Raw genomic sequence first — 12,244 nt, 5'->3', positions numbered from 1 at the left:
GATGGACGAGGTGACCCGGATTCCGGTCGGCGGCGAGCGGCCGTACGACGTGTTGGTTGGACGCGACCTGCTGGGCGCGCTGCCCGGCCTGCTGCCCGGGGCGACCCGGGCGGCGGTGCTGCACGCGCCCCCGCTCAAGGCCCTCGCGGACGCACTTGGCGAGCGATTGCGCGCCGCTGGCGTCGAGCCGCTGCTGATCGAGGTGCCCGACGCCGAGTCGGGCAAACAGATCGACGTGGCCGCCGCCTGCTGGGACCGGCTCGGAGCGGCCGGCTTCACCCGCACCGACGCGGTGGTCGGGGTGGGTGGCGGTGCGGTGACCGACCTGGCCGGCTTCGTCGCGGCCTGCTGGTTGCGCGGGGTGCGCTGGGTGCCGGTGGCGACCTCGCTGCTGGGCATGGTGGACGCCGCGGTGGGTGGCAAGACGGGCATCAACACGGCTGCCGGCAAGAACCTGGTGGGCGCGTTCCACCCGCCGGTCGGCGTGCTGGCCGACCTGGCCACTTTGGACAGTTTGCCCGCGGTCGACCTGGCGGCCGGGCTCGCCGAGGTGGTCAAGTGCGGGTTCATCGCGGACCCGGCGATCCTGGAGCTGGTCGAGCGCGACCCGGTGGCGGCCACCGACGCGCGCGGACCGGTGACGCGGGAGCTGATCGAGCGGGCGATCCGGGTCAAGGCCGACGTGGTCGCCGGTGACCTGCGCGAGTCGGGCATGCGGGAGGTGCTCAACTACGGTCACACGCTGGCCCACGCGATCGAGCAGAACGAGGGCTACCGCTGGCGGCACGGGCACGCCGTCGCCGTCGGCCTGGTCTACGCCGCCGCGCTGGCCCGGCTCGCCGGCCGGCTGGACGCCCCGACCGCCGACCGGCATCGGGCCACCCTGGCCGCGCTCGACCTGCCGGTGAGCTACCCGGCCGACGCCTGGCCGCAACTGCTGGCCGCCATGCGGGTGGACAAGAAGGCCCGGGGCAACCGGCTGCGCTTCGTGGTGCTGGACGGGCTGGCTCGCCCGGCGATGCTGGAAGGCCCGGACGATGCGTTGCTGGAGGCCGCCTACCAGGAGGTCTGCGCGGGGTGAAGGTCTACGTGTTGAACGGGCCGAACCTGGGCCGGCTGGGCACCCGCGAGCCCGAGGTGTACGGCGCGACCACCTACGCCGACCTGGTGGCGCTCTGCGAGTCCACGGGCGAGCAGTTGGGGCTGGACGTGACGGTCCGGCAGACCGACGCCGAGCACGAACTGCTCGGCTGGCTGCACACCGCCGCTGACGAGGGCGCCGCGGTGGTGCTCAACCCGGCTGCCTGGTCGCACTACTCGTACGCGGTGCGGGATGCGTGCGCCATGCTGCGCGGGCCGCTGGTGGAGGTGCACCTCTCCAACATCCACGCCCGCGAGGAGTTCCGGCACCACTCGGTGGTCTCCGCGGTGGCGACCGGGGTGATCTGCGGTCTCGGTGTCAACGGTTATCGCCTCGCCCTGCACCACCTGGCCACCGTGACCGGCTGAGCAGCAGGGCATTCCGCCTCTCGTGCCGCCCTGCGCCCCAGTAAATTGACGTTACTCAGCGTGACGGTGGCCCCCATTGCTGGCCGTGACCGTCGGCCGCCGTTACGAGGGCATCCCACAGGGGGTAGACCACTCCTGTACGGGTCCTTTGCTCTGCTTCAACCGACGCAACACTGGTGGCGAGCTGCGGATATGTGATGTGCGCCAGAGGTGGGGGCCCTTGTGCGCAGAGTACGGAGCGTGGCTGTTGCGCCGGTTGAAGCAGAGCAAAGGGCGTGGGAGTGGGGGTCACTAGTGGGTAGAACATGACTTTCTGTCACTGTTGTCGGGCCGGGAACGCCCGCCGTGGGCCGGCATCCGAACCCGCGGCGGGAAACACACCGCGACGCAGCTAGTAGACTCTCAAGGTCTGTCCGCCAATTGATGATCAAGGCAGGAAATGGCCTCCACCAACGACCTCAAAAACGGCCTGGTACTCAACCTGGACGGCGAGCTGTGGGCTGTCGTCGAGTTCCAGCACGTCAAGCCCGGTAAGGGTGGTGCGTTCGTGCGCACCACGCTGAAGAACGTGCTGTCCGGGAAGGTGGTCGACAAGACCTTCAACGCGGGCACCAAGGTCGAAACCGCGACCGTGGACAAGCGCACCATGCAATACCTGTACGCCGACGGCGAGGACTACGTCTTCATGGATCTGGAGACCTTCGACCAGATCACCGTGCCCGGTGGCACCGTCGGCGAGGCAGCCAACTACCTGCTGCCCGAGGCGGAGGCGACCGTCGCCACCCACGAGGGTGTGCCGCTCTACATCGAGCTGCCCACCAGCGTCGTGCTGGAGGTCACCTACACCGAGCCGGGCCTGCAGGGCGACCGCTCGACCGGCGGCACCAAGCCGGCGACCGTGGAGACCGGCGCCACCGTGCCGGTGCCGCTGTTCATCACCACCGGCGAGAAGATCAAGGTCGACACCCGCGACGGCCGTTACCTCGGCCGCGCCTGATGGCCGAGGGTTCCAAGCAGCAGATGCCGGCGCGCCGCAAGGCGCGCAAGCGGGCGCTGGATGTCCTCTACGAGGCCGACCTACGGGACAAGCCTCCGGTGGAGGTGCTCGCCGGCTACGTGCAGCGGATCGAGCAGCCCCGACCGGAGCACCTGGGCTACGCGGTGGGCCTGGTCGAGGGCGTTGCCGAGCACCTCAACCGGATCGACGAGCTGATCGCCAGCTACGCCGAGGGCTGGACGCTGGAGCGGATGCCGGTCGTCGACCGGAACCTGGCCCGGATCGCCGTCTACGAGTTGCTCTACGTCGACGAGATCGACGACGCGGTGGCGATCAGCGAGGCTGTGGAGTTGGCCCGGCAGATGTCGACCGACGATTCGCCGCGCTTCCTCAACGGCATCCTCGGCCGGATCGCCGAGTACGCCACCCGCTGAGTCAGCGCCAGCGCAGCACACCAGCACCACGAACGAAAAGGGCCCGTGCCGGATGGCACGGGCCCTTTCGGTGGAACGACAGCTCAGGAGGCGAAGAACGCCCGGGGGTCGGCCACCAGCACACCGTGCTCGGTGAGCCGCTCGATCAGGCCCGACGGCGAGGCGTCGTAGACGATCGCGAGCGCCCGCAGGTCGTCGGCGCGGATCGAGAGCACCCGGCCGTTGTAGTCACCACGCTGCTGCTGGATGGCGCGCGCGTAGCGGGCGACGTAGGCCAGGTCCTCGGAGGCCTCGTCGTAGAGCCGCTCCAGGTCCAGGACGATCTTGCTGGTGGGCTCGTGACGGACACCACTGCCGTCGGGCAGCAGCTCCGAGACGGGGACGCGGTAGAACTCGGCCAACTCGGCCAGACGGGACACCGTCACGGCCCGGTCGCCACGCTCGTACGAGCCGACCACCACGGCCTTCCACCGCCCGTTGGACTTCTCCTCCACACCCTGCAGGGAGAGACCCTGCTGCTGGCGGATGGAGCGCAGGCGGGCGCCCAGAGATTTGGCGTATTCAGAGGGCATTCGGACACTCCCAGTGCTGCTCGGGGTTCTCCCGTCGATCGCTACGGAGCGTGACGGTACGGGGATTGCGACACCTGGTCAAGTGGTCGTGACCCTACCGTTGAGGAGCGTCAGGGAAGTTATCCCCATTTCGTGGGCCTGATCCGGTGGTCAGCGGCCGCCGTCCATCGGCCCGGTGACCACTGGTAACGTGGCGTGAAGCCCCGGCTCAGGTCCGCTGTGCGGTCCGGCCGGAGGTGCCCGACATCCTTTAACGACCCGTCCAGTGAGGCGGGGAAGGAGGTCCGCCGTGGCATACCCACCGGCTGCCCGCTCGTCACCACCGCGACAACCCTCGGTGAAGGTGATCCTCGCCAGCGCCGACGTGCAACGCGTGGTCGACCGCATCGCTCACCAGATCCTGGAGAAGACCCAGGGCGCCGCCGACACGGTGCTTCTTGGGATTCCCACCCGGGGCACCCCCCTCGCCCGGCGGCTCGCCGCGCGGATCAGCACCTTCGAGGACGTCGCCATTCCGGTCGGTGTGCTCGACATCACCCTGTACCGCGACGACCTCCGCCGGAACGCCACCCGCGCGATCGGCCCGACCGAGCTGCCGTCGGGCGGCATCGACGGCAAGCGGGTCATCCTCGTCGACGACGTGCTCTTCTCCGGCCGGACCGTCCGGGCCGCGCTCGACGCGCTCAACGACGTGGGTCGCCCGGCGTCCGTGCAGCTCGCCGTCCTGGTCGACCGGGGGCACCGGGAGCTGCCGATCCGCGCCGACTACGTCGGCAAGAACATCCCGACCTCGCTCGCCGAGAGCGTGAAGGTGACGCTCGCCGAGACCGACGGCACCGACGAGGTCAGGCTGTACGGAGGGACCACCGCATGATCAAGCATCTGCTCTCCGGTGCGGACCTGGACGCCGACACCGCCACCGAGATCCTGGACACCGCCGCCGAGATGGCCACCGTCGCCGGTCGGGAGATCAAGAAGCTGCCCGCGCTGCGCGGCCGGACCGTGGTGAACCTCTTCTACGAGGACTCCACCCGCACCCGTATCTCCTTCGAGGCGGCGGCCAAGCGGCTCAGCGCCGACGTGATCAACTTTTCCGCGAAGGGGTCCAGCGTCACCAAGGGCGAGAGCCTGAAGGACACCGCGTTGACCCTGCAGGCCATGGGCGCCGACGCCGTCGTCATCCGGCACCCCGCCTCCGGCGCGCCGCACCGCCTGGCCAACTGGGTCGACGGGTCGGTCGTCAACGCCGGTGACGGGACCCACGAGCACCCCACCCAGGCGCTGCTGGACGCGTACACCATGCGGGCGCGGTTGGGCCGGCTTGCCGGTCTGTCGGTCGCGGTGGTCGGGGACGTGCTGCACTCCCGGGTCGCCCGCTCCAACGTGTTGCTGCTCTCCACCCTCGGCGCCAAGGTCACCCTGGTCGGCCCGCCGACCCTCATCCCGGTCGACATCGCGGGAGCCCTCGCCCCCGGCACCGACGTCTCCTACGACCTCGACTCCGTGCTGCCCGACGTCGACGTGGTGATGATGCTGCGGGTGCAGCGGGAGCGGATGAACGACTCCTACTTCCCCTCCGCGCGTGAGTACGCCCGCCGCTACGGGCTGGACGGTCCGCGTATGCGCCGGCTGCCCGATCACGCCATCGTCATGCACCCCGGCCCGATGAACCGGGGGATGGAGATCACCCCCGAGGTCGCCGACTCACCCCGCTCCACCATCGTCGAACAGGTCACCAACGGGGTCTCCGTGCGGATGGCCGTCCTGTACCTGCTGCTCGGAGGGAACAACCGGTGACCGCGTACCTGATCACCAGCGTGAGTGTCGTCGGCGGACCGCCGACCGACCTGCTGATCCGCGACGGCCTGGTCGCCGAGGTCGGCCCCGGCCTGTCCGCGCCGGACGCGACCGTGGTCGACGGCACCGGGCTGGTCGCCCTGCCCGGCCTCGTCGACCTGCACACCCACCTGCGCGAGCCCGGTCGGGAGGACGCCGAAACCGTCGAGTCCGGCTCCCGCGCGGCGGCAATGGGTGGCTACACGGCGGTCTGCGCGATGGCGAACACCTCCCCGGTCGCGGACACCGCCGGCGTGGTCGAGCAGGTCTGGCGGCTCGGCCGGGAGGCCGGTCTGGTCGACGTGCAGCCGATCGGCGCGGTCACGGTGGGGCTGGCCGGCGAGCGCCTGGCCGAGCTGGGCGCGATGGCCGACTCCGCGGCCCGGGTGCGGATCTTCTCCGACGACGGGCACTGCGTCGCCGACCCGAAGCTGATGCGCCGGGCACTGGAGTACGTCAAGGCGTTCGACGGGATCATCGCCCAGCACGCCGAGGAGCCCCGGCTCACCGAGGGCGCCCAGATGCACGAGGGTGAGGTCTCCACCCGGCTCGGGCTGATCGGGTGGCCGGCGGTCGCCGAGGAGGCGATCATCGCCCGCGACGTGCTGCTCGCCGAGCACGTGGGCAGCCGACTGCACGTCTGCCACGTCTCCACCGCCGGCAGCGTCGAGGTGCTGCGCCAGGCCAAGGCGCGTGGGGTACGCGTGACCGCCGAGGTCACCCCGCACCACCTGCTGCTCACCGACGAGCGTGCGGAAACCTACGACCCGGTCTTCAAGGTCAACCCGCCGCTGCGCACCGCCGTGGACGTCGTCGCCCTGCGCGCCGCGCTCGCCGACGGTGTGGTCGACGTGATCGCCACCGACCATGCTCCGCACGCGGTGGAGGACAAGGAGTGCGAGTGGGCGTACGCCCGGCCGGGGATGCTCGGCCTGGAAACGGCCCTCTCCATCGCGCTGGACGTGCTCGGCCCCGAGTGGGACCTGATCGCCGAGCGGATGTCCCGCGCCCCCGCCCGGATCGCCGGGCTGACCGGGCACGGCGTCGACCCGGCACCCGGTGTGCCGGCCAACCTGACCCTGATCGACCCGGCCGTCCGCCGCACCATCGAGCCGGCGGAGTTGGCCAGTCGCAGTCGCAACACCCCGTACGCCCGCATGACGCTGCCGGGTCGCATCGTGGCGACCTTCCTGCGCGGCGAGCCGACGGTCCTGGACGGAAAGGCCATCAAGTGACCAAGCGCAGGCCCGCGATCCTCGTGCTCGAGGACGGGCGCACGTTCCCCGGTGAGGCGTACGGCAGCGTCGGGGAGACCTTCGGCGAGGCGGTGTTCAACACCGGCATGACCGGTTACCAGGAGACCCTCACCGATCCGTCCTACCACCGTCAGGTGGTGGTGCAGACCGCGCCGCACATCGGCAACACCGGGGTCAACGCCGAGGACGACGAGTCCGGCCGGATCTGGGTGGCTGGCTATGTCGTGCGCGACCCGGCCCGGATCGGCTCGAACTGGCGGGCCAGCGGCGGTCTCGAGGACCGTCTCGCCACCGAGGGTGTGGTGGGCATCAGCGGGGTGGACACCCGGGCGCTGACCCGGCACCTGCGCGAGCGGGGTGCCATGCGGGTGGGCATCTCCAGCATCGACAACGATCCGAAGAGCCTGCTGACCCGGGTCCGTCAGGCGCCGCAGATGGTGGGCGCGGACCTGTCCGCCGAGGTGACCACCACCGAGCCGTACGTCGTCGAGGCCGTCGGCGAACACCGGTTCACCGTGGCCGCACTGGACCTGGGCATCAAGCGCAACGTGCCACGCCGGCTCGCCACGCGGGGGGTGACCACCCACGTGCTGCCGGCCTCGTCGAGCATCGATCAGCTGCTCGCCACCGGCGCCGACGCGATCTTCCTGTCGCCCGGCCCCGGCGACCCGGCCACCGCCGACGCTCCGGTGGCGCTGGCCCGGGAGGCGCTGCGGCGGCAGGTGCCGCTGTTCGGCATCTGCTTCGGCAGCCAGATCCTCGGGCGGGCGCTCGGCTTCGGCACCTACAAGCTGGGCTACGGCCACCGGGGGATCAACCAGCCGGTGCTCGACCGGGCCACCGGCAAGGTGGAGGTGACCAGCCACAACCACGGCTTCGCCGTGCAGGTGCCCGGTGCGGGTGACGGCGCGGTGGTCCCCGACCAGGTGATCGACACCGACTTCGGCGGTGTGCGGGTGTCGCACGTCTGCCTCAATGACAACGTGGTCGAGGGGCTGCGGGCCGTGGACGTGCCCGCCTTCACCGTGCAGTACCACCCGGAGGCGGCGGCCGGCCCGCACGACGCCGACTACCTCTTCGACCGTTTCGCCGAGCTGATCGAAGGCCGTGCCCTCGACCGGCAGCCCAGTGAAGGCCGGACCCACAGCGAGGGGCGCAGCAATGCCTAAGCGGACCGATCTCAAGCACATCCTGGTGATCGGCTCGGGGCCGATCGTCATCGGGCAGGCCTGCGAGTTCGACTACTCCGGCACCCAGGCCTGCCGGGTGCTGCGCAGTGAGGGGATCCGGGTCAGCCTGGTCAACTCCAACCCAGCGACGATCATGACGGACCCGGAGTTCGCCGACGCGACCTACGTCGAGCCGATCACCCCGGAGTTCGTGGAGCTGGTCATCGCCAAGGAGCGGCCGGACGCGATCCTGGCCACCCTCGGCGGGCAGACCGCGCTGAACACCGCGGTCGCCCTGCACGAGGCCGGCGTCCTGGACAAGTACGGCGTGGAGTTGATCGGCGCGAACATCGACGCGATCAACCGGGGCGAGGACCGCCAGTTGTTCAAGGAGATCGTCGCGAAGGCCGGCGTACGCCTGGGCGTCGACGAGCCCACCGGGCTGGTGCCCCGCTCCCGGGTCTGCCACACGATGGACGAGGTCGAGGCGACCGTCGCCGAGCTGGGCCTGCCGGTGGTGATCCGGCCGTCGTTCACCATGGGCGGCCTGGGCTCGGGCATGGCGCACACTCCGGAGGACCTGGCCCGCATCGCCGGCGACGGCCTGTCCGCCAGCCCGGTGCACGAGGTGCTCATCGAGGAGAGCGTGCTCGGCTGGAAGGAGTACGAGCTCGAGCTGATGCGCGACCGGAACGACAACGTGGTGGTGGTCTGCTCGATCGAGAACATCGACCCGATGGGCGTGCACACCGGCGACAGCGTCACCGTGGCCCCGGCCATGACGCTCACCGACCGTGAGTACCAGCGCCTGCGTGACCTGGGCATCGCCGTGCTGCGCGAGGTCGGGGTGGACACCGGCGGCTGCAACATCCAGTTCGCGGTCAACCCGGTCGACGGCCGGATCGTCGTGATCGAGATGAACCCCCGGGTGTCCCGCTCCTCGGCGCTGGCCTCCAAGGCGACGGGCTTCCCGATCGCGAAGATCGCCGCGAAGCTGGCCATCGGCTACACCCTCGACGAGATTCCCAACGACATCACGTTGAAGACCCCGGCGGCTTTCGAGCCGGCCTTGGACTACGTGGTGGTGAAGATCCCCCGGTTCGCGTTCGAGAAGTTCCCCGGCGCGGACCCGGAGCTGACGACCACGATGAAGTCGGTGGGCGAGGCGATGAGCCTCGGGCGTAACTTCACCGAGGCGCTGAACAAGGCGATGCGCTCGATGGAGACCCGATCATCTGGTTTCTGGACCACTCCGGACCCAGAGGGGGCCACCCGCTCGGACACCCTCGCCGCGCTGCGGATCCCGCACGACGGCCGGCTGTACACCGTCGAGCGGGCGCTGCGCCTCGGTGCGTCGATCGCCGAGGTGGCCGAGGCCTCCGGCGGGATCGACCCGTGGTTCCTGGACCAGATCGCCTCGCTGATCGAGCTGCGTGCGGAGATCGTGGACGCCCCGGTGCTCGACGCCGAGCTGCTGCGCCGGGCCAAGCGGGCCGGGCTGTCCGACCGGCAGCTCGCCGCGCTGCGCCCGGAGTTGGCCGCCGAGGACGGCGTACGGACCCTGCGGCACCGACTCGACGTGCGCCCGGTCTACAAGACCGTGGACACCTGCGCGGCCGAGTTCGAGGCGACCACGCCGTACCACTACTCGACGTACGACCTGGAGACCGAGGTCGTGCCGTCGGACCGGCGGAAGGTGCTGATCCTGGGCTCCGGCCCGAACCGGATCGGGCAGGGCATCGAGTTCGACTATTCCTGCGTGCACGCGGTTCAGGCGTTGCGGGAGGCCGGTTACGAGACCGTCATGGTCAACTGCAACCCGGAGACGGTCTCCACCGACTACGACACCGCAGACCGGCTCTACTTCGAGCCGCTGACCTTCGAGGACGTCCTGGAGGTCTGGCACGCCGAGGACTCGTCCGGCCGGGCGGCCGGCGGGCCGGGCGTGGTCGGGGTGGTCGTGCAGCTCGGCGGGCAGACCCCGCTGGGGTTGGCGCAGCGGCTCAAGAACGCGGGTATACCGGTGGTCGGCACCTCCCCGGAGTCGATCCACCTGGCCGAGGAGCGGGGCGCGTTCGGCGCGGTGCTGGCCCGGGCCGGGCTGCGCGCGCCGGCGCACGGGATGGCCACCTCGTACGACGAGGCCAAGACGATCGCCGACGAGATCGGCTACCCGGTGCTGGTCCGACCGTCGTACGTGCTGGGCGGGCGGGGCATGGAGATCGTCTACGACGACCCGACGCTGCGCGACTACATCGGTCGGGCCACCGACATCTCCCCGGATCACCCCGTGCTGGTGGACCGGTTCCTCGACGACGCCATCGAGATCGACGTGGACGCGCTGTGCGACGCCGACGGCGAGGTCTACATCGGCGGGGTGATGGAGCACATCGAGGAGGCCGGCATCCACTCCGGTGACTCGTCCTGCGCGCTGCCGCCGATCACCCTCGCGGGCTCGCACCTGGTCGAGGTCCGCCGCTACACCGAGGCCATCGCCCGTGGCGTCGGCGTCCGCGGCCTGCTCAACGTGCAGTACGCGCTCAAGGACGACGTGCTCTACGTCCTGGAGGCCAACCCGCGGGCGTCGCGGACCGTTCCGTTCGTCTCCAAGGCGACGGCGGTGCCGCTGGCCAAGGCGGCGGCCCGGATCGCGCTCGGCGCGAGCATCGCCGAGCTGCGCGCCGAGGGCCTGCTGCCGGCGACGGGGGACGGGGGCACGATGCCCGCCGACGCTCCGATCGCGGTCAAGGAGGCGGTGCTGCCGTTCAAGCGCTTCCGGACCCGCTCCGGCAAGGGGATCGACTCGCTGCTCGGGCCGGAGATGAAGTCGACAGGTGAGGTGATGGGCATCGACACCAACTTCGGGCATGCCTTCGCCAAGAGCCAGTCGGCCGCGTACGGCTCGCTGCCGACCGCCGGGAAGATCTTCGTCTCGGTGGCCAACCGGGACAAGCGCGGCATGATCTTCCCGATCAAGCGTCTGGCCGATCTGGGCTTCGAGATCGTGGCGACCACCGGCACCGCCGAGGTGCTGCGCCGACACGGCATCGCGTGCGAGCAGATCCGCAAGCACTACCAGGCCGGTGAGGGGGACGACGCGGTGTCGCTGATCGGCGGCGGCCACGTTGCACTGGTGATCAACACGCCGCAGGGTTCGGGCGCCAGCGCCCGCTCCGACGGCTACGAGATCCGCAGCGCGGCCGTCACCGCCGACATCCCCTGCATCACCACGGTCCCCGGCGCCGCCGCGGCTGTAATGGGCATCGAGGCACGGATCCGCGGCGACATGCAGGTACGCCCTCTGCAGGACCTGCACGCCACCCTCCGGGCGGCTCAGTGACCCTGTTCGAGCAGGCGGTGCGGCCGTGGTTGTTCCGGCTCGGCGGCGGGGACGCCGAAGCGGCGCACGAGTGGACACTGCGGCGGTTGAGCGTGCTGTCGCGGCGGCCGGCCGCGCTGGCGGCGTTGCGGGCCCGGTACGCGGTCAGCGCGCCGCGCACGGTGTTCGGTGTGCGGTTCCCCAACCCGGTCGGGCTGGCCGCGGGGATGGACAAGGACGGGGCGGCGCTGCCGGCCTGGCCGGCGCTCGGCTTCGGCTTCGTCGAGGTCGGCACGGTCACCGCGCACGCCCAGCCGGGCAACCCCCGGCCGCGGCTGTTCCGACTGCCCACCAGCGAGGCTGTGGTCAACCGGATGGGCTTCAACAACGCCGGGGCCGCGGCGCTGGCCGCCCGGCTGACGGCGCTGCCGCGCCCGATCGGCGTGCCGCTGGGCATCTCGCTGGGCAAGTCCAAGGTGACACCGCTCGACGAGGCGGTCGAGGACTACCTCGCCTCGTACCGGGCGCTGCGCGGGCACGGCGACTACTTCGCGGTGAACGTGTCCTCACCGAACACGCCGGGGCTGCGTTCGTTGCAGGACCGCGCTCACCTGGACGCGCTGCTCGGCGCGCTGGTGGGGGAGAAGCCGGTGCTGGTCAAGATCGCGCCTGATCTGACCGAGGCGGCGATCGCCGAGCTGTTGGAGGTCTGCCTGGCCCGGGGCGCCGCCGGAGTGATCGCCACCAACACCACGCTGGCCCGTACCGGGCTGGCCACTGTGGACGCCGAGCGCGGCGCCCAGGCCGGTGGCCTCTCCGGTCGGCCGCTCACCAACCGGGCCCGCGAGGTGGTGTCCTTCGTACACCGGGAAACCGGTGGCCGGCTGCCCATCATCGGCGTAGGCGGCGTGCTGGACCCGGACGACGCAACGCGGATGTTCGACGCCGGCGCCGCCCTGGTGCAGCTCTACACCGGCTTCATCTACCGAGGCCCCGCCCTGGTCCGCGCCGCCGCCCGCGCCGCCCCTTCCGCGCCTGCCGCCCCTTCCGCGTCGATCTAGGGCAGATCGTCGTGATTGGAGATCCAGTAGCGACAAGATTCCCTAGATCGACGCGGGCGTGGGTGCGGGCGTGGGTAGGGGCTGGGGGACG

11 protein-coding genes are annotated in these 12,244 nt (G+C 70.9%); 10 read left to right on the top strand and 1 reads right to left on the bottom strand.

Annotated features, from left to right (window positions below; genetic code table 11):
* The first annotated feature begins 1 nt into the window (after window position 1).
* The 4 genes from aroB (at window position 2) to nusB (ending at window position 2,940) form a co-directional block, all read left to right on the top strand.
* On the top strand, window positions 2–1,081 hold the full coding sequence (aroB, locus tag ABZS37_RS20860) for a 3-dehydroquinate synthase (RefSeq protein ID WP_355171216.1): 1,080 nt from the start codon (window positions 2–4) through the stop codon (window positions 1,079–1,081).
* Window positions 1,078–1,509 carry a type II 3-dehydroquinate dehydratase gene (gene aroQ, locus ABZS37_RS20855; RefSeq protein ID WP_355171214.1) on the top strand — a complete coding sequence of 144 codons (432 nt, stop codon included), beginning with the start codon at window positions 1,078–1,080 and terminating at the stop codon, window positions 1,507–1,509. The genes aroB and aroQ overlap by 4 nt, the downstream gene beginning before the upstream one ends.
* Before the next feature lie 439 nt (window positions 1,510–1,948).
* Window positions 1,949–2,506, top strand: coding sequence for an elongation factor P (gene efp, locus ABZS37_RS20850; protein ID WP_354993669.1), 558 nt, complete (start codon window positions 1,949–1,951; stop codon window positions 2,504–2,506).
* 23 nt (window positions 2,507–2,529) lie between these two features.
* Window positions 2,530–2,940 carry a transcription antitermination factor NusB gene (nusB, locus tag ABZS37_RS20845; protein ID WP_354994042.1) on the top strand — a complete coding sequence of 137 codons (411 nt, stop codon included), beginning with the start codon at window positions 2,530–2,532 and terminating at the stop codon, window positions 2,938–2,940.
* Between the two features lie 83 nt (window positions 2,941–3,023).
* Here the strand turns inward: nusB and ABZS37_RS20840 are convergent, their stop codons facing one another.
* On the bottom strand, window positions 3,024–3,512 hold the full coding sequence (locus ABZS37_RS20840; RefSeq protein WP_007458348.1) for a transcriptional regulator: 489 nt from the start codon (window positions 3,510–3,512) through the stop codon (window positions 3,024–3,026).
* 289 nt (window positions 3,513–3,801) lie between these two features.
* On the opposite strand from ABZS37_RS20840, the gene pyrR reads away from it, so the two are divergent.
* The 6 genes from pyrR to ABZS37_RS20810 are packed head-to-tail and all read left to right on the top strand — an operon-like array spanning window position 3,802 to window position 12,153.
* The gene (pyrR, locus tag ABZS37_RS20835; protein WP_355171212.1) at window positions 3,802–4,386 is read left to right on the top strand and encodes a bifunctional pyr operon transcriptional regulator/uracil phosphoribosyltransferase PyrR; all 585 of its coding nucleotides are present in this window, start codon (window positions 3,802–3,804) and stop codon (window positions 4,384–4,386) included.
* Entirely contained in the window at window positions 4,383–5,309 is a 927-nt protein-coding gene (locus ABZS37_RS20830) for an aspartate carbamoyltransferase catalytic subunit (protein ID WP_355171210.1), read from the top strand. The genes pyrR and ABZS37_RS20830 overlap by 4 nt, the downstream gene beginning before the upstream one ends.
* Window positions 5,306–6,583 carry a dihydroorotase gene (locus ABZS37_RS20825; RefSeq protein WP_355171208.1) on the top strand — a complete coding sequence of 426 codons (1,278 nt, stop codon included), beginning with the start codon at window positions 5,306–5,308 and terminating at the stop codon, window positions 6,581–6,583. The genes ABZS37_RS20830 and ABZS37_RS20825 overlap by 4 nt, the downstream gene beginning before the upstream one ends.
* On the top strand, window positions 6,580–7,773 hold the full coding sequence (gene carA, locus ABZS37_RS20820) for a glutamine-hydrolyzing carbamoyl-phosphate synthase small subunit (RefSeq protein WP_355171206.1): 1,194 nt from the start codon (window positions 6,580–6,582) through the stop codon (window positions 7,771–7,773). Before ABZS37_RS20825 ends, carA begins: the two co-directional genes overlap by 4 nt.
* Window positions 7,766–11,113 (top strand): carbamoyl-phosphate synthase large subunit, encoded by a 3,348-nt coding sequence (carB, locus tag ABZS37_RS20815; protein WP_355171204.1) that lies wholly within the window; start codon window positions 7,766–7,768, stop codon window positions 11,111–11,113. Before carA ends, carB begins: the two co-directional genes overlap by 8 nt.
* Window positions 11,110–12,153 (top strand): quinone-dependent dihydroorotate dehydrogenase, encoded by a 1,044-nt coding sequence (locus tag ABZS37_RS20810; protein ID WP_355171202.1) that lies wholly within the window; start codon window positions 11,110–11,112, stop codon window positions 12,151–12,153. The genes carB and ABZS37_RS20810 overlap by 4 nt, the downstream gene beginning before the upstream one ends.
* The last annotated feature ends 91 nt before the right edge of the window (window positions 12,154–12,244 follow it).

Source organism: Micromonospora sp. NPDC005413 (assembly GCF_040606435.1).
GTDB lineage: Bacteria > Actinomycetota > Actinomycetes > Mycobacteriales > Micromonosporaceae > Micromonospora.
Note: the sequence above shows the minus strand (reverse complement) of the source record. Positions and strands in the feature narration are given on the sequence as shown.